This window comes from Coleofasciculus sp. C1-SOL-03 (assembly GCF_040220555.1).
GTDB lineage: Bacteria > Cyanobacteriota > Cyanobacteriia > Cyanobacteriales > Coleofasciculaceae > Coleofasciculus.
The window spans coordinates 1-22187 of record NZ_JAVJUO010000251.1 but is presented as its reverse complement, the minus strand read 5'-3'; the positions used below and the strand labels follow the sequence as shown (position 1 = coordinate 22187).

The 22187-nt window shown below is 45.9% G+C and carries 20 protein-coding genes and 1 riboswitch; of the genes, 13 read left to right on the top strand and 7 right to left on the bottom strand.

Translation table 11 applies throughout. The features are described from left to right. Positions 1-162: 162 nt before the first annotated feature. A complete protein-coding gene (locus RIE73_RS37530; protein WP_446406016.1) occupies positions 163-867 on the bottom strand; it encodes an esterase/lipase family protein in 705 nt (234 codons plus the stop codon). Between the two features lie 46 nt (positions 868-913). Between RIE73_RS37530 and RIE73_RS37525 the strand changes: the two genes are divergently transcribed. The 3 genes from RIE73_RS37525 (at position 914) to rfbB (ending at position 4264) form a co-directional block, all read left to right on the top strand. After that, positions 914-1648: a precorrin-2 C(20)-methyltransferase gene (locus RIE73_RS37525; protein WP_446406015.1), complete on the top strand. Its 735-nt coding sequence runs from the start codon at positions 914-916 to the stop codon at positions 1646-1648. Between the two features lie 67 nt (positions 1649-1715). Further along, the gene (locus RIE73_RS37520) at positions 1716-3065 is read left to right on the top strand and encodes a TonB family protein (protein ID WP_446406014.1); all 1350 of its coding nucleotides are present in this window, start codon (positions 1716-1718) and stop codon (positions 3063-3065) included. A gap of 125 nt (positions 3066-3190) precedes the next feature. After that, a complete protein-coding gene (gene rfbB, locus RIE73_RS37515; protein WP_446406013.1) occupies positions 3191-4264 on the top strand; it encodes a dTDP-glucose 4,6-dehydratase in 1074 nt (357 codons plus the stop codon). 168 nt (positions 4265-4432) lie between these two features. On the opposite strand, the gene RIE73_RS37510 is transcribed toward rfbB, so the two are convergent. Both RIE73_RS37510 and RIE73_RS37505 read right to left on the bottom strand, forming a co-directional pair. Next, positions 4433-4687: a tetratricopeptide repeat protein gene (locus RIE73_RS37510; RefSeq protein ID WP_446406037.1), complete on the bottom strand. Its 255-nt coding sequence runs from the start codon at positions 4685-4687 to the stop codon at positions 4433-4435. 234 nt (positions 4688-4921) lie between these two features. After that, the gene (locus tag RIE73_RS37505) at positions 4922-6211 is read right to left on the bottom strand and encodes a tetratricopeptide repeat protein (protein WP_446406012.1); all 1290 of its coding nucleotides are present in this window, start codon (positions 6209-6211) and stop codon (positions 4922-4924) included. Between the two features lie 557 nt (positions 6212-6768). Here RIE73_RS37505 and RIE73_RS37500 point away from each other — a divergent pair. Together RIE73_RS37500 and RIE73_RS37495 are read left to right on the top strand one after the other, a co-directional pair. Beyond that, complete coding sequence (locus tag RIE73_RS37500) at positions 6769-9567, top strand: UPF0182 family membrane protein (RefSeq protein WP_446406011.1); 2799 nt, start codon at positions 6769-6771, stop codon at positions 9565-9567. 173 nt (positions 9568-9740) lie between these two features. Further along, positions 9741-10652 (top strand): GerMN domain-containing protein, encoded by a 912-nt coding sequence (locus RIE73_RS37495; protein ID WP_446406010.1) that lies wholly within the window; start codon positions 9741-9743, stop codon positions 10650-10652. A gap of 222 nt (positions 10653-10874) precedes the next feature. Here the strand turns inward: RIE73_RS37495 and RIE73_RS37490 are convergent, their stop codons facing one another. Beyond that, positions 10875-11855: a YdcF family protein gene (locus tag RIE73_RS37490; RefSeq protein ID WP_446406009.1), complete on the bottom strand. Its 981-nt coding sequence runs from the start codon at positions 11853-11855 to the stop codon at positions 10875-10877. A 320-nt stretch (positions 11856-12175) separates the two neighbouring features. Between RIE73_RS37490 and galE the strand changes: the two genes are divergently transcribed. The 7 genes from galE (at position 12176) to fcl (ending at position 18802) form a co-directional block, all read left to right on the top strand. Further along, the gene (galE, locus tag RIE73_RS37485) at positions 12176-13174 is read left to right on the top strand and encodes a UDP-glucose 4-epimerase GalE (protein ID WP_446406008.1); all 999 of its coding nucleotides are present in this window, start codon (positions 12176-12178) and stop codon (positions 13172-13174) included. A gap of 58 nt (positions 13175-13232) precedes the next feature. After that, on the top strand, positions 13233-13595 hold the full coding sequence (locus tag RIE73_RS37480) for a hypothetical protein (RefSeq protein ID WP_446406007.1): 363 nt from the start codon (positions 13233-13235) through the stop codon (positions 13593-13595). A gap of 35 nt (positions 13596-13630) precedes the next feature. Further along, positions 13631-14095 carry a hypothetical protein gene (locus RIE73_RS37475; protein ID WP_446406006.1) on the top strand — a complete coding sequence of 155 codons (465 nt, stop codon included), beginning with the start codon at positions 13631-13633 and terminating at the stop codon, positions 14093-14095. A 152-nt stretch (positions 14096-14247) separates the two neighbouring features. Further along, on the top strand, positions 14248-15381 hold the full coding sequence (locus tag RIE73_RS37470) for a glycosyltransferase (RefSeq protein WP_446406005.1): 1134 nt from the start codon (positions 14248-14250) through the stop codon (positions 15379-15381). A 94-nt stretch (positions 15382-15475) separates the two neighbouring features. Further along, complete coding sequence (locus RIE73_RS37465; RefSeq protein ID WP_446406004.1) at positions 15476-16207, top strand: sugar transferase; 732 nt, start codon at positions 15476-15478, stop codon at positions 16205-16207. 430 nt (positions 16208-16637) lie between these two features. Continuing rightward, positions 16638-17726 (top strand): GDP-mannose 4,6-dehydratase, encoded by a 1089-nt coding sequence (gmd, locus tag RIE73_RS37460; protein ID WP_446406003.1) that lies wholly within the window; start codon positions 16638-16640, stop codon positions 17724-17726. 131 nt (positions 17727-17857) lie between these two features. Beyond that, positions 17858-18802, top strand: coding sequence for a GDP-L-fucose synthase (gene fcl / locus RIE73_RS37455; RefSeq protein WP_446406002.1), 945 nt, complete (start codon positions 17858-17860; stop codon positions 18800-18802). Positions 18803-18865: 63 nt separating this feature from the next. On the opposite strand, the gene RIE73_RS37450 is transcribed toward fcl, so the two are convergent. The 3 genes from RIE73_RS37450 to RIE73_RS37440 form a co-directional block, all read right to left on the bottom strand. Next, on the bottom strand, positions 18866-19183 hold the full coding sequence (locus tag RIE73_RS37450) for a hypothetical protein (RefSeq protein WP_446406001.1): 318 nt from the start codon (positions 19181-19183) through the stop codon (positions 18866-18868). 176 nt (positions 19184-19359) lie between these two features. Then, the gene (locus RIE73_RS37445) at positions 19360-19761 is read right to left on the bottom strand and encodes an ExbD/TolR family protein (protein WP_446381174.1); all 402 of its coding nucleotides are present in this window, start codon (positions 19759-19761) and stop codon (positions 19360-19362) included. After that, positions 19745-20395: a MotA/TolQ/ExbB proton channel family protein gene (locus RIE73_RS37440; protein WP_446406000.1), complete on the bottom strand. Its 651-nt coding sequence runs from the start codon at positions 20393-20395 to the stop codon at positions 19745-19747. The genes RIE73_RS37445 and RIE73_RS37440 overlap by 17 nt, the downstream gene beginning before the upstream one ends. A gap of 554 nt (positions 20396-20949) precedes the next feature. After that, a riboswitch (cobalamin riboswitch) is annotated at positions 20950-21092 on the top strand. Positions 21093-21363: 271 nt separating this feature from the next. On the opposite strand from RIE73_RS37440, the gene RIE73_RS37435 reads away from it, so the two are divergent. Beyond that, entirely contained in the window at positions 21364-22056 is a 693-nt protein-coding gene (locus RIE73_RS37435) for a TonB-dependent receptor domain-containing protein (RefSeq protein ID WP_446405999.1), read from the top strand. Positions 22057-22187 lie beyond the last annotated feature (131 nt).

Sequence of the window (22187 nt, the reverse complement as noted above, 5' to 3'; positions counted from 1 at the left end):
TGTGTAGGGGCGGGTTTAGACGCTTCCTTAGTGGGGGTATCGATAACATTTCAACAAAACCCGCCCTGACTCAAAATGCAGGTTTTTTTATTCAATACTGTCTAATGATTCAGAGGAATCGCTCACTGAATAAAGGGCGCAAGCCTTGCGCCCCTACGATTTTTACCTTAAATAGGAAATCCATGATTTCATTGGTTCTGGCGAACCATACCAAAGTCCCTGTCTTCGCGGTGAATGCAGCACCCCTTCTAAGGTGAGATTCACCGCCCCCTCTAAATGAGCCGCTTCAATGGGAGTAATCCCATCTCCCCAACAATTGCCGACTCCACAGGTTTGCTGATAACTGTTATACGCTAACCATTGACCCAAACGTCGTTGACCATAGATAGCTTTACCCGCGACACAGATATATTTAACCTGGGGATAAAACGCTCCCGGATAGTTGATTGCCACAAAATCCAGATTGCGTTTCGTCCAGCGCTCTTGGCTAGTATGAGGTGTCCCTAATGTTACCAGTGTGGCAATAGTCGGATGAGCATTCCATAATCCTGGGACTGAGGGTGTCACATCGCCATGAATATCGTAGGGTTTTTCGCCCAGGTAGATTCGGGCAATCCAGCCCCCGGCGGAATGACCAATCAGATTAACCTGAGTGGCGTTGTAATCTGCCATCACCTGTTTCATGGTTTGGTCAAGTTGGCGTAAAATTGGTACAACTGAGCGACCGCCAATGGTGGGAATCCAATCGCCTTGTCGTAGCGGTACTGTTACCGTAGGAAACCCTAACTGATTTAAGGCGGTTTCTAATCCTCGATATTCAGTTGCCCCGGCAAAAAAACCCGGTAGAATAACAGTCGGTAGTGGCATTTGGGATTTTAGCTTTTTTTATATTAATTAAACGTAACAAATAGTGATGGGGCAAGTTGGCACGCTTTACGGTCTGAGTGTCGGTCCAGGCGATCGCGAATTAATCACGCTCAAAGCCCTGCGTATCCTCAAACAAGCGCCAGTGGTGGCGTTTCCGGCGGGAGTAAGGGGAAAATTGGGTATGGCACAGCAGATTGTCGGGCAATGGTTAGATGCTCAACAGATTCAACTGCCTTTAACATTTCCTTACGTGCAAGACCTTGACATTCTTACCCAAGCGTGGGAAGAAGCCGCCGAACAGGTGTGGCATTATCTCAATGTCGGGCAAGATGTGGCGTTTGTTTGTGAAGGGGATATCAGTTTTTACAGCACGTTCACGTATTTGGCGCAAACCTTACAACAGCAGCAATCCAGCGCCGTCGTGCAAATGATTCCTGGCGTCTGTTCACCCATGGCAGCCGCCTCAGTGTTAGGATTACCGCTAACGGTGCAACGCGATCGCTTGGTGGTGCTGCCAGCTCTCTATAATGTAAAGGAACTGGAAACAATTTTAGACTGGGCGGATGTCATAGTCCTGATGAAAGTGAGTTCAGTGTATGAACAGGTCTGGCAGGTGTTGCATCACCGTCAATTATTGGACACCGCCTGGGTAGTCGAACGCGCTACCCTACCCGATCAAGTGATTTATCACGATTTACGCGATCGCCCAACCCTAAAATTACCCTACTTTTCCATCATGATTGTCAACGTTACCCAATCCCTGAGTTCAATTAAACTCTAGATTATTTTTATTAAAACGATCTTATAGAATTTCCGACAACCCCGCAACGGAGAGAATGATAACGGCTATGTCGAATCTCTTATTTAGAACGGTTTCCGAGAAACTTAATCAGCCAACTGGAATCGCGGTCATGGCATCGGTGGGTATTCATGTCATCTTGGGGCTAACCTTACCCTCTTATGTCCCCGTTTTTTCCAATGAAGCGCCACTGACGCGGCGAACTGTACAAATGTTGGAATTAAGCGAAGCCGATTTGAGTCGCCTACCCGATTTATCGGTGCCAACGGTTCCCCCGTATATTTATCAGCAGACACCATTACAATCGCCATTCCCACCGCTCCCCTCTCTCTCCTCTCCCCCTCCCCAAGAGTCTTTACCCCTCGATGGCACCATCTCGGTGGCTCCTCCTTCACAATCGTTGAAAATTCCGTCATCCTCATCGACTCGGAAACGAACCCGAACCAATCCACCGAGTACCCCATTTCCAACTCGGAAGAGAACGCTAGGAATCCCGATTTTGAGTCCCAGCCAACTTCCGCCACCGCCTCCCCCAGGAACAATGAATCCTGAGTCGAGATCCATAGAAACAAAGCCTAAGCCTAGTATTGATGGTTTGGCAGCACAATTACGCGATCGCAACTCATCGGTGTTGACGAATCCACGCTCTAAACCACCGGAACCCCCCAAAGATAAAAAGGAAGTTACTCTCAATCCAGAGACTGATCCTGCTGCTAATCAAGATGATCCAACCCCAAATCCAGAAGACTCGGCATCAGAATCGGATCAGTCAGTAGCAAAAAAACCCAACTCTGAGCAACAGTCAGATAGCACTGGTGCTGAAGGGAATAAGGTAGAACCTCCGCCCGTACAACCAAGAACATTGATTGCTGACTATCCTAAAGCCGCTTGCCAGAAGCAGGTTAATGGCAACGCTCTATATAGCGTCGTTGTCGGCACTGATGGCAAACCGACGAATTTACAACTCATTCAACGAGCCGGTGATCCCATTCTTGAGCAAAAGGCACAAGATACAATTCAAGCTCATCGTTTTCTGAATCGCACGGAACAGCCACAGGAATACCAAGTCTCGGTTGAGTTCTCAGGTCAAGACAAGGTTTGTCCGAAGCCAACACCTCCCGAAGCCTCGGATCAGACTCCTGAGGGTTCTAATTCGCCAACACCCCAACCTGAGAATCCGGAGGCGGCTGAGGACTCGAATTCTCCAAGTTCTTCCTCTTCCACTCCAGACACCTCGGATCGTGATCCAGAAAACTCTGAACAACCATCGCCATCAGACACAACATCAGAGTCATCAGAGTCCGAGGCTCAAAAAGACCAGCCTGAAGAATCAGCGAATCCAGCAGAGGAAAGCCCTGAAGCCTCCAACCCACCTGACGTAGTTGTACCCACACTCTAATCCTAAAAGGGCGTTCGGGATCAATTTTGAATCGGTCTACTCCTTGATCCCCAACCGGATGTTAAGATGATCGACGGTTAGAATTATCCCCTCCGAGATTACAGCAAAAAGGAACCCAAGTCATTATGCCTTCACGAGAACCTCGCCGCATACTCATAACAGGTGGAGCGGGGTTTATTGGCTCCAACTTCGTCCATCACTGGTGCGATCGCTACCCCGATGATCGAGTCGTTGTTCTCGATTTGCTCAGTTACGCCGGCAATCGTCGGAATCTAGAGCCAGTCGAGGGACGAGAGAATTTGCGGTTTGTACCGGGAGATATTTGCGATCGCACGTTGGTTGATGCCTTACTCCGCAGTGAGACGATTGATACCGTTGCCCACTTTGCGGCGGAATCCCATGTGGATCGCTCAATTTTAGGACCTGAAGCATTTGTGAGAACAAATGTTCTGGGTACATCAACTCTAGTCGAAGCCTTTCGCCAGCATTGGAAAAAGCGGGGGTGTCCAAAGAGCGATCGCTTCCTCCATGTGTCTACGGATGAAGTCTATGGCAGTTTGGCTCCAAATGACCCGTTGTTTAGTGAAACGACACCGTATCAACCCAATAGTCCTTATGCGGCGTCTAAAGCGGGTAGTGATCACATCATTCGTGCCTATCATCATACCTACGGCGTCCCCACATTAATTACCAATTGCTCCAATAACTATGGTCCCTATCAGTTTCCCGAAAAGCTGATTCCCTTGATGTGCATTAACATCATGCTGGGTCAACCCTTACCCGTTTATGGGGATGGGCAGCATGTGCGGGATTGGCTTTATGTGAATGATCACTGTCAGGCAATTGATTTAGTCATTCACCAAGGAATTCCCGGCGAAACCTATAACATTGGCGGTAATAACCAAATCAAAAACCTAGATTTGGTTCAAATGGTTTGCCAGCTTATGGATGAATTAGCCTCGGATTTGCCAGTTTCTCCCAGTAAAAAGTTAATTACTTCTGTAAAAGATCGACCCGGACACGATCGCCGATACGGAATTGATGCTCGCAAAATTAAGGCAAAACTGGGTTGGACGCCTCAAGAAACGATTGAAGGAGGATTACGTAGTACCGTTGAATGGTATTTGACCCATCGGGATTGGTGGGAACCGTTGCTGTCGAAGGAGTACAAAGATTACTACCGAAAAATTTATGGTTAAATCAGCAAAGGATGTTTGCTGATAGTTGGGTGAGGATTAAGCTGTTCGGTATTCAAACCTTAATGTCAACAATGACAAAATCCTTGTAGTGCGAGCATCTTGCTCGCTACTAATACCCAATTTACAGCAGTTTTCAAGTTAGTAGACTACAATCGAGGAAATATAAATTTATCCACCTTGATTAATGGCATAATTGGGGTTCAGTTTAATGGCTTGAGTAAAGTCGCGGATAGCATTCTGTATTTCTATGAGTTTCAGGTAAATAGTACCTCGGTTGCTGTAGGCGATCGCTAGGTTAGGTTCAATCTCAATTGCCTTACTGAAGTCAGCCAAAGCTTCCTCTAGCTGTCCCTGTTCTCGATACAAAAGTCCGCGATTATTGTAAGCTAAAGCATAATTTAGATTAAGTCTCCTCTTTCTAATTTTTCTACTGCTTGTTGAAGAAAATCATCAGCCGTATTTTGGGCACTGTAGCGGTTAACTTGGGTAGACCTAATTTGAACAGGTTGGATTGCATGAGTAGTAACTGGAATGATTGGGACACTGATAGCGATGTATTTCACTCAAGTTTCTGAATGATGTATAGCGGTTCTCAAGCGTGTAAACTATATCGGCTGTAGGGGCGCAAGGCTTGCGCCCTGCGCCCAAATATAAGCACTACTGAAGCTGCTGGATTTGTTGTTGGGCATTTTGGTAAAGCGTCATGTCGCCCTGTTGTCTAGATAAATCTGCCGCCTTTTGAAAATCCGCGATCGCACCTTCTTTATTACCGAGTTGAACACGGGTAAGCCCGCGATGATAATAAGCTTGGGCGTAGTTAGGATTAATCTCAATTGCCTGGTTTAAGTCAGCAAGGGCTGTTTGCAGATTGTTCTGTTGCAGACGGATAAACCCCCGATTCGAGTATCCTTGGGCATAATTAGGATTAATGGCAATAGCTCGATTCAAATCAGCAAGAGCTTCCTGAATTTTTCCCTGTTTTAAACGGACACTTGCTCTGTTGTTGTAGACTAAAAATAGGTTTGAATTAATCTCATTTGAATTAATCTCAATAGCTTGATTGAAATCATCAATTGCTTGTTGGATCTTGCCCTGTCTCAGGTAAACAAGTCCTCGATTATTATAAGCCATGGACAAGTTGGGATTAATCTCAATTGCTTGGTTTAAGTTAGCAATTGCTGGTTGAATATTTCCCTGTTGTAGATGAGCAAATCCTCTACCATTATAGGCTACAGCTAAGTTTGGCTCAAGCTCAATGGCTTGATTAAAATCAGCAATCGCTTTTTGAATATCTCCATTGTTTAGATAAGCCCTGCCTCTTTTATAGTAATATTCAGCTTGGTCAGGGTTAATCTCAATAGCTTGATTAAAATCAGCAATAGCTTGTTGAATATTTCCCTGTTGCAAATGGGCAAGTGCCCGATTGTTGAAAACCAGAGCTAAGTTTGGATTTATATCAATTGCCTTATTAAAATCCGCGATCGCGCCTTCCAAGTCTCCCATTTGCAGGTGGGCAAACCCGCGATTGTTATAGGCTGGAGCAAAGTTTGAGTTGATTTCTATTGCTTGATTGAAATCATTAAGCGCTTGCTGAAATTCTCCCTGTAAGGTATAGGTTTGCCCTCGCATGGAGTAAGCTGAGGCAGAATTTGGATCAATTTGAATCGCCTGATTGAAGTCCTCAATTGCTCCTTTTAAGTCTCCTGTTTCTAATTTTTGTACTCCTTGCTGAACAAAATCCTCTGCAGTGGTTTGGGCAATGTAACTGTCAGTTGTGATAGCACGGGTTTGGGATAATTGGATTGCACTAGCTGCAACTGGATTGATAAAAATGGCAGATAAACCCAACAGGTAAATCGTGCGGCGAATAATTTCCGTAATCCGGACAACATTTTGCCTGTGTTGCTGGTTTAATACTTGTTTTAGATGATTAAGTTGGATAGACATTATTTCCTCCCTAATGAATGTAGAGACAGCAATATCCTATTTATTAACGTCAAAAGCATCAGTCACATCAATGGATAAGTAGCAACCTCGCTCGATACAGTAATTAATGTAGTGACTTATTACTGATCTCTCATCTCTCTTCTGGTAGGTATGTCAGTAACTATTAGTCGTTCCTAATTTCAAGTAGTTTTTATTGATAAAAAATCTCAATTTTTATCTACAGTTGACAATTTATGTTGATAGTTAACTTATCAACTCATATCTTTTATAGAACTAGCTCCTTGTAGCGATGTGACAAAATAATCACTACCCCATTATTTTTCTACCGTTTGTTAGAGGGAAAAATGATGTCTCTTTCCTATAATCAGAAGTGCTGATACCTTAACTGTGAGTTGGAAACCTGATGTTGCAGAAGAATAGCGTTGATTTATGGGTTTGTAGTGGGTGATGCTAGGATTTTTAGCGCTGAAGCGCAACTACGAACTTAGGTTAGTCCATAACATTCGTGTTAGGGTTGGATTATGGCTTATGGATTCCGGTGAGTTAATTAAAAAATTATGAAATCAGCCAATAAAATTATCATAGGCTTTCTCTTAGTCGTCATCCTCGGCTTACCCTTCTCGCACACCTTGGTTCACATTCTTACTGAAGCCTGGTGGTTTGATGCGGTGAACTTTTCAGATGTTTTCTGGACGCGGATCACCTGGAAAATTATGGCTTGGGTGGGGACGTTTATTATTTACGGACTATTCTTATGGTTTAACTATTGGATGGCGCAGCGTCTAACTCGCGATCGCGCGTTTCGTTTCCTAGACGCCAGCGATTTAGCTCCCTATACCGATACGATCGCCAATTCCGCCGTCTTAGTGGTAATCTTCCTGATTAGTTTAGCCGCCGCCACAACCAGTGCATCGGCTTGGGAGACGATATTAAAATATCTGAATGCCACTGATTTTAATCTGACTGACCCAATTTATCAACAGGATATTGGGTTTTACCTGTTTCAGTTTCCGTTCTATGAGGGGTTAAAAGATTGGGTATTGACTCTCTTGGGCTGGGGGTTTGTTCTAGCTGTTGCGGTTTATGTGTTAAAAGGCAAAATAAGGTTAGATCGCTACTGGCAACATTTCCTAACCAAAGATGTGAAAACCCATCTCAGTCTACTGTTAGCGGGAATTGCTTTAGTGATCGCGATCGGCTTTTGGTTAGAACGCTATGAATTACTCTACACAAACGATGGTGTAGTCTATGGCGCAGGGTACACCGATGCTCATGCTCAACGTCTGGCATTCTGGATTATGAGCATTGTATCACTCGTGCTGGGCTTGTCATTTATCCTGGCGATTTGGCAAAACAACATTACCTTACCCACCTATGGAATCGGGATTTATCTGATTGCTTTTCTGGTTTTCAGTGGTCTTTTTCCCTGGTTTCAACAACGATTTATTGTCGAACCCAATGAACTAGAAAAAGAAAAGCCTTACATTGAACATAATATCGCCTATACGCGCAAAGCTTATGATTTAGATGAAGTCCCCACTCAGGACTATCCAGCAGAAGAACAATTAAGTCGCCAAGCGTTGCAAGAAAATCAATCCACGATTCGTAATATTCGCTTGTGGGATTATCGACCATTATTAAGTACCTATCGCCAACTGCAAGAAATTCGCCTTTACTATCGATTTAAAGATGTCGATGTTGATCGCTATACCATTGACGAGAATTACAGACAGGTGATGCTTTCACCCAGGGAATTAGTGTATTCCCAAGTCCCCGATCGCGCTCAGACTTGGGTCAACGAACGGCTAAAATATACCCATGGCTATGGTCTGGTGATGAGTCCGGTTAATATAGTGACAGAGGATGGCTTACCCGAACTGTTTATCAAAGATATTCCGCCTATCTCCCAAGTCGATCTGCAAGTGGATGAATCCGCCATTTACTACGGCGAAGAAACCGATACCTATATCTTTACCGGGACAACTACCGAAGAATTTGACTATCCCCGTGGCGATGAAAATGCCTTCACCACCTACGCCGGGAAAGGTGGTGTACCCATCCCTTCTCTCTGGCAAAGATTGGCGTATGCTTATGATTTAGGCGATCTCAAGATTTTAATCTCCAATTACTTTATCAACACCTCCCACATTCATTACCATCGTCAGATTCAGGAACGAGTAAACCAAGTTGCACCCTTTTTACGGTTCGATAAAGACCCCTACATTACCCTAATTAACGGCAGATTGCAGTGGATTATTGATGCCTATACGATCAGCGATCGCTATCCCTATTCTGAACCTGTTTCTCAAAGTAATAATGCCAGCGCGATCGTCCAAGGCGGCGATATCGCCCAAATGTCTCAAGGCGATATTAATTATATTCGCAACTCGGTTAAAGTTGTCGTGGATGCGTTTAATGGTACTATGCAGTTTTTAGTCGTTGATGAAGATGACCCGGTACTGCAAACCTATCGCAAAATATTCCCCACCTTATTTACCGCCAACGACGCGATTCCTACCGATGTAAAAGCCCATTTTCGCTATCCCCTGGATCTGTTTACTATTCAGGCGCAGATGTATCTGTCCTACCACATGAATAATCCCCAAGTCTTTTACAATCGGGAGGATTTGTGGCGTTTCCCCACGGAAATTTATGAAGGGAATGAGCAGATCATGCAACCTTACTATGTGATCATGCGCTTACCCGAAGCGTCGAGTGAAGAATTTATTCTGATTCTACCCTTTACGCCCGTCAATAAAGATAATATGATTGCGTGGATGGCAGCGCGTTCTGATGGGGAAAACTACGGCAAATTGCTCTTGTACGAATTCCCGAAACAAGAACTCGTCTATGGTCCTTCCCAAATTGAAGCTCGCATTGACCAAAATCCGCAAATTTCTCAACAATTAACCTTATGGAGTCAGGAAGGTTCGCGAGTGATTCGTGGCGATTTATTAGTGATTCCCATTGATCAATCATTACTGTATGTCGAACCCGTTTATCTGCGAGCTGAACAAGGGGAACTTCCAGAATTGAAGCGGGTGATTGTGGCTTACGCTAAAGAAGTGGTGATGGAAGAAACCTTGGAGGAAGCCTTAGCGGCTATCTTTGGTGCAACCCAACCAGAGGTGCAACAACCGACTCCGACTCCACCCTCTACTCCACCCAAAGAAGGAGTGTCCAAACTCGCCCAATCCGCCTTGGAAACCTATCAAAAAGCACAGGAAGCCATGCGTCAAGGGAATTGGCAAAAATATGGTCAATATCAACAAGAACTGGAGAGCATCTTACAGCAATTGAACCAAACCCCAAAATCTGCACCCAATCTGAGAAAGTCAGCAGACGACCAAAATTAAACCTTACGTAGGGGCGAAGCCTTCGCCCCCATAGTTTTCGGATTAACTGCCAAATTTTTATCATGAAGGCTTCACCCAAAAGCCTTACACAAGATATGACTTTAGCAAGATGAAGCGTATTGAAATAATGGTGATCATAAAAATACTCGGCAAACTATGATGTTAGATATTTTATGAGTAGGAATAAAATAAATTTAAAACACCAATCAATTTTAATGAGTGCTGTCTTGGCGCTATCCTTCACCACCGCAGCGGCTGGGGAAGCCCAGAGTACCTCTGTAACCACTCCGGAGAACTCTGAAACCTCACAACCTCAACCCCAGACAATTAGCCAAAATCCAGATGAACCCAGGCAAATTCAAGTCTTTTTACCCAAGCCTTCCGCCGACAATCAAACCTTAGGGTACGTTGAACCCGTTACCCGCACTACATCCCGCGTCGATGTTGCTGAATTTGCAATTGAGCAAGTCGTTCAAGGACCTACATCCGCCGAACAAGAGGAAGGATTTGCTGACTTGATTGACTTCCGAGGCGAATCGACCTGTGGTGAAAACTTTACTGTTGATATCTCCAATGGAATTGCCCAACTCAAATTTTGTCGCACCGTCTATACGGCTGGACTTGGCGAAGATGCGGGAATCCAAAAAGCAGTTACCAATACACTCAAACAGTTTAATAGTGTTGACCAAGTGGTTATTCTCGACAAAAACGGCGACTGCTTTAAAGATATGAGTGGTAGAAATGCCTGCTTGAATTCCATTGAAGGTGTTGTGTGGCGACCTGTTCCTGGGACTACAGCCGAGTCTGGGGGTGAATTAGGTCAGGTCGATACTCAACCTTGGGAAGTCGGAATTAATACCATTAGTCGTAATGGAAATGCGATTAACTTCGATGTGAATGCCAATGGCAAATATGTCCGATATTCAGGAAATTGCCAACGTGAGTTGTTATCGCGAATTAAAATTGGCGATGTGCAAAATGGTCAAGTAACGGATACTATTTCCGTAGATGAAAACTATTTCAAAGCGGATCGATTTCAAGAACCTTTATTAGACTATGCTTGTAGTGCAGCACGGCAGAAATAACTAACCAGTTAACAAGCTCCCTAAAAGCAGCTACATTAGGTTCCTTATAGCCTTCTGCCCTCTGCCTTCGGACTTCTGCCTTCTGAGGGAAGGAGATAGGGCGGGTTTAGCTGCATCTGGGTAAGGTAAGCAACGATAATGGTGAAACCCGCCCCGAAAAACCAGGTTCCCTTGAGCAAAACGAAGGGTTCACCTAGACAATTTTTTCGATTCCCGAAATGGTTAAACACCAGTAATAGGAGTTTGCCACCCTCGCAAATAATAGTAAATCGAGGCTAAAAACTCTTCCACAATTCGCGTTGTAACCGTCAGCGCTTCTACCGAGGGGATAAAGGATTCAACTCGCAGGGGGACGCTGGGTGTTGCTCCCGGTTGAAAGGTAAAGAAACCCGTTGGTTTAGCCACAACATTCGTTAAACCAACATTGCTAAAGGTTTGCTGGGCGCGACGGCTGTTATAGGCTGAAGAAACCAAGAAAATGCGATTGTCCGCTAATCCGCGATCGCGTAAAATATCATCAACGGCTTCGGCGCTGCTACGGAGATCAGTCCCGGTGGGTTCGACCACAATCCGGGTTTGGGGAACTCCTAACTGAACCAGTAAGGTTTGGATATCATTGGCTTCGACCACTTGGTCTTCATTTCCTTCCAGATTCGGTCGAGGACCGGCACTAACCACGACTAAGGGGTTATTCCCCGATTGGCGATACAGTTGAGCCGCATACAGAATGCGATCGCCGGTATCGGTGAGTTGAATTTGAGTGCGAGGCGGTTCATCGGGTTGGGTGGTTCCTTGTCCGAGTACCACAACCGCTGCGGCGGTTTGCGTCGCCGCCGCTTCCGGGGTGACGACTTGTTGTTCAGTCGTCGCCGCCAACAGGTTGGAGAAAAAGGGCGTGCTGGTGAGGAGTAAAATCAGTAACGCTGCCAAAACCTGGTTCTTTGACTTCTCCAACCCTTGGCGCAGGGCAAAACTCAACAGCACGATGGAAGCACCAACAGGCTTCAAGGGAAATGAGAGAACATTCCAAATCGTTGATACCAGGTCATTGTTGGGAGAGAAAAACGCCACAACAATGAAGCCAAACAGAAATAAACCCCCAAGCAAGGTAAAATACTCCTTGGGGATAACCTTCTTAAACAGGTTATAGAGAATAACGGCAATCAGCAGCCAGAGTAGGACTCGAGTCAGTAGTAAAAACATTGTGTTTTGATGGTGTAACGTTTTGATGGTGAGCGAGGAATTTTTACGGGTTAGTTGGCTCCTCAAAATAACAATTAACAAGTTAGGGGCGATGGGGATTAGATTTTGTGTAACGTATCACCTGGGTAGAGCCACAGTTGAAATTCCCCTAACACGGGCATTATACTCGGCATTGCCCACCAGTATGAGGGAAATCAGGGAGAGGGGGATAGAGACGATAGGACAGAAGCAGGTTTGAGCAAAATTACTATTCAGGCACAGACAAAGAGGGAAAATATTTGTAAAGTGAGTCTATAAAACATAACAGGGGCAGTTTGAGTGTGTCGCAAGTCCAACCGGAAATTCTAGTCACTGGCGGAGCTGGATACATTGGCTCTCACACAGCATTAGCCTTACAACGGGCAGGTTATCATGTCGTTGTTCTGGATAACCTAGTGTGTGGACATCGAGAGTTCGTCGAAGAGATCCTGAAAGTGGAACTGGTGATCGGGGATGTGGGCGATCGCACTCTGTTAGACCACCTCTTCGCTACCCGTAACATTGCGGCGGTACTCCACTTTGCTGCCTATATTGCCGTGGGTGAGTCGGTTACCTACCCTGCCAAATACTACCGCAATAACGTCAGTGGTACGCTGACCCTCTTAGAAGCCATGGTCGCTGCTAATGTGAAAACCTTAGTGTTTCCCTCTACCTGTGCGGTCTACGGGATGCCTCAGCGAGTGCCAATGACCGAAGATCATCCGCAAAATCCGATTAATCCTTATGCCACGAGTAAATGGATGATGGAGCGGATGCTAGCGGACTTTGATCGCGCATACAATTTACGTTCCATCGTCTTTCGCTTCTTCAACGCAGCTGGGGCGAATCCCGAAGGACTACTGGGTGAAGACCATTATCCAGAAACCCATCTGATTCCCTTAGTCCTGTGGACCGCATTAGGCAAACGGGACTCCATTGCCATTTGGGGAACCGACTACACCACCCCCGACGGAACCTGCTTGCGCGATTATATTCACGTCAGTGACTTGGCAGATGCCCATATCCTCGGGCTAGAGTATTTGTTAGGTGGCGGCAAAAGTGAAATCTTTAATTTAGGCAGTGGTAACGGGTTCTCTGTGCGACAGGTGATTGACACAGCCAAGCAAGTCACCCAGAAACCGATTAAAATCGTTGAGTGCGATCGCCGCCCTGGTGATGCACCGATTTTGGTGGGTAGTAGTGACAAAGCGAGGAAAATTTTGGGTTGGTCTGCCAAATACCCGGAACTCAGTAAAATTATCAGCGATGCTTGGCAGTGGCATCAACGGCGTCATCATTAGTTTAGTTCACGAAACTGGGAGTTCACATAAGTTTTTTGAAGCAGTGAAACAATTATCGGTGAATAGACACACCCAGACCGAAAAGGCTAAAAGCAACCTCAACTCTACCAACAAAGGGATTCTTGCCCTGGAATCTCGACTCAGCCGTTTGGAATCCATTGTGGGGCAAATTGGTGAGGCGGTGCTTGCCACAACTGAGACGGTTGAGAGTCTAGGAAAACGAGTTGATGCCTTAGCTGTGCAGGTTCAACACCAAGGGCATCAAGTTCAACAACAAGGCTACCAACTCTTCGCCTTGAGTGATGCGGTGCAAACCTTAGCCGAAAATCAAAATGAGTCACTCGCAGAACTAGGAGAACTTACGGAAACACTTCAACGCCTTGCTACTGCCATCGAAGCCCAGCAGAAGTCAGTAAGCTAGGAGTAGCATTAAAATGTTGGACGGCTGATTCCTAAATGAACCCAAGAACATTCATGTATCGTCCCCGGCGAGAAGTCCTGCGGCTAAGTGTCACGGCTGTGATTAGCTTATTCGCGGTAAGCTGTGGTCAGAGCCGAGTTGCCCAGTGTAACCAAATGATTCAAGTGGCGAATCAGGCGGTCAGTGACGCCAAAGTTGTTACCCATGGTCTGCAAGAGGACAATCCGCAAGCTGAGACAATGCGACAAGCGGCGGCGGTGATGGATAAGGCAGCTACAGAAATGAACGCGATCGAAGTAACCGACGAGACGCTACAAGACTATCAAGACAGTTTTGCTAACATGTATCGCGATATGAGTCAAGCGATGCGTGATTTCGCCGTGGCGTTTGAGCAGAAAGACCGTCAAGCGGCGGAAGCGGCACAGATGAAATTGCAACAAGCCACGACTCCAGAAAAGCAATTAGTGGATGACCTGAATGCTTATTGCTCGGGTCAATAGTGAGATGGGGGAGATAGGGGAGATGGGGGAGATGGGGGAGATGGAGAAGCCGAGGATCATGTAGAGACGTGCCATGGCACGTCTGGGAGCTGGGGGACAATAAATGAAATTACAGCTTATCTGAGCAGTATTGGATTGGGGGATAACTATTCTTGAAGTATGCCTTGGTGCATGAGTGGCTGACTCCCAACGCAACGGGTGGTTCGGAACTGGTGGTTCGAGAAATCCTCAAGTCCGTTGAGGCGGATTTGTATGCCTTGATTGATTTTGAATCAACCAATCCCCAAAGTTATTTGTTTGGACGCTCGATTGGCACGACTTTTTTACAGCATTTTCCGTTGGCGAGTAAGGGGGTGCAGAAGTATTTACCCCTGCTGCCCTTAGCGATTGAACAGCTAGACTTGCGGGATTACGATGTGATCCTCTCCTCCTCCCATGCTGTGGCTAAAGGTGTCCTTACTCGTCCGCAGCAGTTGCACATCTGTTACTGCCATACACCGATGCGCTACGCTTGGGATTTGACCTTCGATTACCTCCGCAACAGCAAGATGGGGCGGGGAGTACCGGGGTTACTCACCCGGTATCTGCTGCATCGGTTGCGCCAATGGGATGTGATCTCCGCCAATCGAGTGGATTATTTTATTGCCAACTCTCGCCATACCGCACAACGGATCTGGCGTTGTTACAGGCGAGAGGCAGAGGTGATTTATCCGCCAGTTCATCTTGAACGGTTTTCGTTCCAGGCGCAAAAGTCGGATTTTTACCTGACGGTTTCGCGATTGGTGAGTTATAAGCAAGTGTCTGTCATCGTGGAGGCATTCAATCGATTGGGATATCCTTTGGTCGTCATTGGTGATGGACCGCAATTGCAGGCGCTGCGGGATCAGGCTCAACCCAATGTGCAGGTGCTGGGCTTTTGTCCTGATCAGGTGGTCGAGGAGTATATGGCACAGGCAAAGGCATTTGTTTATGCTGCCTGTGAAGATTTTGGCATTGCCTTGGTGGAAGCACAAGCCTGTGGTACACCTGTGATTGCCTATGGTGCGGGGGGGGCGTTGGAAACCGTTCGAGATATCCGGAAACATCCGGATAAGGGTACGGGTCTGTTTTTTCTAGACCAAAGTCCCCAGGCTTTGATGGAGGCGGTGGAAGCCTTTGAAGCCCAAGCCACTGCTTTTAGTCCCGAACAGATACAATTCAACGCGGCTCAATTTGCGCCAACTGTGTTTAGCGATCGCTACTTGACGTTTCTGGACGGCTGTTATCGAGACCACCTGTCGCGATGAATGAGTATAAATTCCAGTTTCCTGGTCGCTAGTGCCGTAGCTAACCGCTTCTGGCTTTATGATCGTGACGTGTGGTGTGAAGTGAAGGAGTAAGATGACTGCCCAAAGCCAACTTATCTCCGTCAAGACGTTGCGAGCGTTCGTGAAGCGTGGTATCCAGCCCCGCGCTCCACGCCGCAGACCCAAAGGTCTGTCTCGATATCGCTTAGACGGAATTTTTGCCAAGCGGCTGTTTGATGTCGTGTTTTCCCTATCGGTTCTCACGTTGTTTTTCCCGATTTACCTGATCTTAGCGGTCTTAATCGCTATCAGTTCACCGGGTCCCATTTTTTATATCCAGGAGCGAATCGGTAAAGATTATCAACCGTTTCGATGCATTAAATTTAGAACCATGGTGGAAAATGCCGATGAACTATTGCTAGAAATGATGACCGAATCAACCTCTATTCGTTGTGAGTTTGAAGAAAATTTCAAGCTCAAGGAAGACCCTAGGGTGACCTGGATTGGTAAATTCTTGCGATATACGAGCCTGGATGAGTTTCCGCAATTTTGGAATGTTTTGAAAGGAGATATGAGTGTGGTCGGTCCTCGCCCCTTAGTCCCGGAAGAAATGCATAAGTACGGGCGTTACATGGATAAAATCTTGACCATTAAACCGGGCATTACTGGACTATGGCAAGTGTCAGGGCGCAATGACATTCCCTATAACCGTCGGGTGCAAATCGATGTTTATTACGTGAATTTTCAAAATTTTTGGCTTGACTTATGGCTGATATTGAAGACAATTGGCGTAATGATTGCCCCAAAGAATAATGGGGCTTACTGATCAGTTAATCCTGGGGAGCATGGGAGGATTAATTCGGAATTAAACCTCTCGGCTCAAACCCAGTCCATGAGTGTAGCATTGTGATGACTTCAGCGTTCAATGCTGACGTTCTCTATCGCTATTGACGGGGAAAGTTGGGAATAGGCGATCGGCGTTTAAACCTCAAACCAGGGAGGCGACTATTCTAGACAGACTATTCTAGACAGGACTTCCCTGAGTTTTGACTGAACGACGGTGATACAATCGGGCAAGAGAGATCATCGAACTCCGACATGGTAGGCTTGATAGGTCATGAGTCAAGAGCAAGTTGATCAATGCTGGGAATTTTAGGATAATCTAAGGAATCATTTCCCTGATCCCAAGATCCAGTCGGGACATTAACACTCTTGTCAAGCACTGTTGCCCATACGCATCACAGGACGATTCAAGGATGACGCAACCCAAACGAGCGCTGATTACAGGCATAACTGGTCAAGACGGTTCCTATTTGAGTGAGTTATTACTGGACAAAGGCTACGAAGTTCACGGGATTGTCCGGCGGACTTCTACCTTTAACACCGATCGCATTGACCATATCTATGTTGATCCTCACAATCAAGTTGCCCGATTATTTCTACACTACGGGGACTTGACCGATGGCGTAACCTTGCGCCGCATTCTGGAGGAAGTCAGACCCAAAGAAATTTACAATTTGGGCGCTCAATCTCACGTTCGCGTCAGTTTTGACTGTCCCGAATATACGGTGGATGCCGTGGGAATGGGAACCCTGCGCCTGTTGGAAGCGATTCGGGATTATCGTAATCGCACGGGTATTGATGTGCGTTTCTATCAGGCGGGTTCGTCGGAAATGTTTGGTAAAGTCCAGGAAGTCCCCCAAAAGGAAACCACTCCCTTTTATCCCCGTAGTCCTTATGCTTGTGCCAAGGTGTATTCCCATTGGCAAACGGTGAATTATCGCGAGTCTTACGAGATATTTGGTTGCAATGGTATCTTGTTTAACCATGAATCGCCGCGTCGGGGAGAAACCTTTGTCACCCGTAAGATTACTCGGGCGATCGCCCGGATTGTCTCTGGACAGCAGAAAAAACTCTATCTGGGGAATCTAGACGCCAAGCGAGACTGGGGCTATGCTAAAGACTATGTTCAAGCCATGTGGCTGATGCTGCAACAAGACGAACCCGACGATTACGTCGTCGCCACAGGTGAAACTCACTCAATTCGCGAATTCCTAGATATTGCCTTTAAATGTGTCAATTTGAATTGGCAAGACTATGTAGAGTTTGACCCCCGTTATCTACGTCCAGCGGAAGTGGAATTACTGATTGGTGACCCCGCAAAAGCTAAGGAAAAGTTAAATTGGCAACCCTCTTTATCCTTTGAACAGTTAGTCGCCTTAATGGTAGAAGCTGATTTACGAACCTTCGGCAAGTCATCCTCTAACAGTGAAGGATCACAACTGTTTGAAAAATACAAGGAAAATACTTACGAACATTCCCGGTATCACGCCCCTGTTGATTGAGAAAAGGTCAAAAGTACGCATTCTTAAGGGCGGATGCGAGTCAATCTGAGGAGACGGTAGCCAATAACCTATCAAGACTATCCGCCCTGGAATTACCCATTATTCAGTGTTTTCATGTATCTAATATTATCATGAACAAGGACTCAAAAATTTATGTAGCCGGTCATCGCGGCTTAGTGGGTAGCGCCATTGTTAGATGTTTACGCGATAACGGGTATACCAATCTTATCCTCAAAACCAGCCAAGAGGTGGATTTAAGACGCCAACAAGCTGTCGAGGATTTCTTTGCGGCTGAACGCCCGGAGTATGTGTTGATCGCAGCGGCAAAAGTGGGGGGGATTAATGCTAACAATACCTACCGGGCTGAGTTTCTCTATGACAACTTAATGATCGAGTCGAATATTATTCACAGCGCCTATTTGTCTGGTGTGGAAAAATTGTTATTTCTCGGCTCATCCTGTATCTATCCCAAACTCTGTCCCCAGCCGATGCAGGAAGAAAACCTACTCAGTGGGTATCTGGAACCGACGAATGAACCTTATGCGATCGCCAAAATTGCCGGACTGAAACTTTGCGAAAATTATTGTCGGCAATATGGGGTGAATTTCATCTCAGCTATGCCCACGAATCTCTATGGTCCTAATGATAATTTCAATTTAGCCAATTCCCACGTTCTCCCCGCCCTGTTGCGAAAAACCCATGAAGCTAAAATTAACAATGCTGAGGCTGTGGAAATTTGGGGAACGGGTTCGCCACTGCGGGAATTTTTATACGTGGATGACTTAGCTGATGCCTTAGTTTTCCTGATGAATCACTATAACGATGTCCAATTCGTGAATGTGGGGACAGGGGAAGAGGTTTCGATTAAAGACTTGGCGCTGTTAATTAAAGCGGTGGTTGGTTATGAGGGTGAGTTAAAATTTGATTCCTCTAAACCCGATGGCACACCGCGTAAACTGTTAGATACCTCAAAAATTAATGCCGCTGGTTGGCAACCCAACATTTCGTTAAAGAAAGGTTTAGAATTGACCTATCAATGGTTTGTCGAGAACTATGAGAGTATTAAAGGAAAATAGTCTGACCGATGAACTTTAATTGTCTGTTCTCTGGCAAATGACAACGAATTCATAATCAGGCGTCTAAATCAGGTGTGCCAAAATCTCTCTATACTCCTTTTCGTTCAGAGGGGTTAACTGCTTCTTTTCCACCCAAAATAGGCAGTAATCACAATAACCATTTTCCGGTTTGAGAACTTCGGCTTTGACCATATCATGTTCTCTCTGTGGACTGCCATCGGCATTTTTGAGCGCCGTATATTCTGGGTTAACTTCGTGAATCAATAAGAACTCTTTGAGACGATCAATACTACCCCGATATCGAACGATTGTCCCTGGCAGTATCTGAGAACTGGTTTGCTGTCTAATTTTTAAACCCTTTCTGGAAACCGCGTTGAACATTAATCCTCCTTGACAACAATGTAGGATAATCCCCAGCTACTCGGTGCTTTTTTGATCGAGTAGTTAGGGCTTGCTGCATGAATGTGGAAGCTAGATCGGATTTTGCGGTAAGTACCTGGACATAAATTTTGTCGGGCAGAGTTAATTTTTCCAACGTTCAAAAAAAATGATCGCCTCTACTGTCTCTGAGCGGCGATCGCTAATTTGGTTCCCTCAATTTGACGCAACCGATCCATCACGCTCACCACCCGACCATGATCGACTTTTTCATCAGCATTGACAATAACAAGGGATTCACTATTCGGCACAACTAAAGCGCGAACAGCTTCTTCAAGCGCCTCTAATTCAATCGGCTGGCGATTCAGGGCAATTTTTCCATCCGGCTGAATCGTAACCGTAATTTCAGTACTCGGCTGATTTTGGGCAGTTGTAGCATTCGGTAAATTCACCGACAACCCTTCTGAACGGGTCAAATATAGCGTCGAAATAATGAAAAATGCCAAAATCGAGAAAATCACATCGATCATCGGCACGATGTTAATTTCCCCTGGCTTCTCTGACTCATCGGGAAGCCGCATAAACCTCTCTCCTTTGCTCATATTGACGACGATAAAGCAGTTCTAACTGACCGCCATACTCCTGAATCAACGCCAGTTGTCGCTGATAAAAGCTTCGGAAAATATTGGCGAAAAAGAGGGTGAAAATTGCCACAACCAACCCCATGACGGTTGACACCAAAGCTTCGGAAATTCCCCCCGTGACTCCCGTCGTGCGGGTTCCGCCAACATCACCAATATTTAGGGAAGAAAACGCTGTGATCAAGCCCAAAATCGTTCCCAAAAGACCGAGGAGAGGAGAAATGCCGACAATCGTATCAAATACGGTATTAAATCGCTTCAACGTTGGCAATTCTGCCTGAGCTGCACTCTCTAAAGCCAGACGGAATTCCTCCGGGTTGGGGTTATCAAGCTCTAACGCTTCCAGAAAAATCTTGGCAATCGGCAAATCAGCATTCTGCTGTAGATAGTTGATCGCCACGTCTGGCTTTTCTCGGTAAAGCTTCAGAACATCTCTCACAACTCGGCGTTGCCGACGAGTAACCCGAAACCAAAAAAACAATCGCTCTACAATCAGGGTGACTGCCGCTAGGGAAAACAGGAGTAGGGGCCAAGCGACGATTCCGCCTGCCTGGAAAAATGGAATAATGGGCATAGCCTCTCTTGCAATTATGATTCAATAAGCTCAGCCAGCTTTCCGGCGTACCGTGGGCGTACAAGCTGATAATTATTTTCAATAGATGTATTGCTAAATGGGTTTCCTTGTCAAGTATCTCTGTGCAAAAAATCTGACCTTTAAGGGGTGGTGATCAAATGTCCACAAAGACTTTAAAGGCTAAAACTGCCGATATCCGTGCTTTTCAGCCACCTTGACACCATAGTATTGATGGCAACTGGATCAACAAGATTTGACTTGATCGGCGTACCCAAGCCGTATTTTAATAAAAAATATTTTAGCTAAGGACAGGAGATGCTAAAGAGCCAAATTTGACAGCTAGTCGGGATAGTGCTAAAGACTTCATTTGCAGCAACCCAAGATACTGCCAAGGACGTGAAACTCGTTGGATCTGTTGAGCCATTGAGCGATCACATCTTGGCGCGGGCAGAGTCATGGTGTTTCATTTAAGGCGAATCCAGAAATCATCACAACGCTCTACGAATAGCTAAAAAGTCAAAGCCTGACAAGTGCTAATGACTGGAATGGTGATATAGTTAAAACCGGAACTCGGTTCTAACGGGGAACAGCCGTTAGAGGTAACGGGGAAAGTTCGGTGTAAATCCGGCGCTGTCCCGCAACTGTGATGAGACTGATGTCTCTGAGTCAGGATGCCCGCCGATGTTGGTTGAACTGTAATTCTATCTGCGAGGTACAGAGGATGGTCAATGTATTTTTTCCCCGTTCAATAACTCTCTCGAATAATTTTGCCGCTACATCTCTAGCGTTGCTGGTTTTGACTCGCTGGTTTTGACTCGCTGGTTTTGACGTAGAGTAGAACGCTCTCGTCAGCCTTCACCAAACTTTTTTCATTCAATTAGTTGTTTTGGGCAACAGTTACGTTGTTGCTTAGGATAATTTCTTTGTTATGGCGACGGCAAGGCGTCATAAAGGGACGAATTGTAGTCGTGAGTAACGCATCTGGACACCCTTTTCAGGCATTTTGCGAGGTTTCAGTGGATAGCAGTTGTTTGTTTTCCCCCCAGAATGTGGGGATGTTGGGCGGGAGTTTGACAGGATTGATAACGGTAGTGATGATCGCTTCTACCCCAAGTGCGATCGCCCCTAAAGCACGGCAATATACTGATGAAGTGTTGTTAGATCTGACTTGGCAATCTAAGTTAGGAAATAGCGACGACTCTTTGCTAACCAGCCGCGTCTATACCGACTTTCTCAACTATAACTTCGATAATCCCGACCCAAATACCTTCGGGACTCGAGATGAAGTGAACCGTAGGGCTATAGGAGTTCAGGTACAGCATAACTGGCAAGTGGCGAAGAACCAAACACTCACCTATGGCGCCGATTACCGCAACACGCGATCGCGCAATACCACCTTCAGTTACACTACTAACAGTACCCAAGTGAACTACGATGGCGACATCAGCCAAGGCGCACTTTTCGCTCGCTATGAGGTTAACTTTACCCCCAGTTTCAGCGTCAACTTGGGGGTGCGACAAGATTTCAATAGCCTAGTGAATGGCTCATTTACCTCTCCAGCAACCTGGATAATTTATTTGACGAACAATATGAGCAATTTCCCGGTTTTCCTGCCGTGGGACGCAGTTTTCGGCTGGGTATTAGTGCCACATTTTAACTGACGAGGGGTTTGGGGAGCTATAAGTCTCACGCCATAATCTTTGACGCAAGCGTCGAGATGCCTTCACTCCCCAAGTCTATTTTGGGGTTCGATACACCCAAAATAGACATTTACTGTAACTTGTTCTTTGCA

Excerpts from the sequence above, each read along its gene's own strand:
- RIE73_RS37495 (WP_446406010.1), top strand. The coding sequence starts at position 9,741 with ATGAGTAGGAATAAAATAAATTTAAAACACCAATCAATTTTAATGAGT.
- RIE73_RS37475 (WP_446406006.1), top strand. The coding sequence starts at position 13,631 with ATGAACCCAAGAACATTCATGTATCGTCCCCGGCGAGAAGTCCTGCGG.
- RIE73_RS37520 (WP_446406014.1), top strand. The coding sequence starts at position 1,716 with ATGTCGAATCTCTTATTTAGAACGGTTTCCGAGAAACTTAATCAGCCA.
- RIE73_RS37525 (WP_446406015.1), top strand. The coding sequence starts at position 914 with ATGGGGCAAGTTGGCACGCTTTACGGTCTGAGTGTCGGTCCAGGCGAT.
- RIE73_RS37530 (WP_446406016.1), bottom strand. The coding sequence starts at position 867 with ATGCCACTACCGACTGTTATTCTACCGGGTTTTTTTGCCGGGGCAACT.
- RIE73_RS37440 (WP_446406000.1), bottom strand. The coding sequence starts at position 20,395 with ATGCCCATTATTCCATTTTTCCAGGCAGGCGGAATCGTCGCTTGGCCC.
- rfbB (WP_446406013.1), top strand. The coding sequence starts at position 3,191 with ATGCCTTCACGAGAACCTCGCCGCATACTCATAACAGGTGGAGCGGGG.
- RIE73_RS37445 (WP_446381174.1), bottom strand. The coding sequence starts at position 19,761 with ATGCGGCTTCCCGATGAGTCAGAGAAGCCAGGGGAAATTAACATCGTG.
- RIE73_RS37465 (WP_446406004.1), top strand. The coding sequence starts at position 15,476 with ATGACTGCCCAAAGCCAACTTATCTCCGTCAAGACGTTGCGAGCGTTC.
- RIE73_RS37500 (WP_446406011.1), top strand. The coding sequence starts at position 6,769 with ATGAAATCAGCCAATAAAATTATCATAGGCTTTCTCTTAGTCGTCATC.
- fcl (WP_446406002.1), top strand. The coding sequence starts at position 17,858 with ATGAACAAGGACTCAAAAATTTATGTAGCCGGTCATCGCGGCTTAGTG.
- gmd (WP_446406003.1), top strand. The coding sequence starts at position 16,638 with ATGACGCAACCCAAACGAGCGCTGATTACAGGCATAACTGGTCAAGAC.
- RIE73_RS37505 (WP_446406012.1), bottom strand. The coding sequence starts at position 6,211 with ATGTCTATCCAACTTAATCATCTAAAACAAGTATTAAACCAGCAACAC.
- RIE73_RS37450 (WP_446406001.1), bottom strand. The coding sequence starts at position 19,183 with ATGTTCAACGCGGTTTCCAGAAAGGGTTTAAAAATTAGACAGCAAACC.
- RIE73_RS37490 (WP_446406009.1), bottom strand. The coding sequence starts at position 11,855 with ATGTTTTTACTACTGACTCGAGTCCTACTCTGGCTGCTGATTGCCGTT.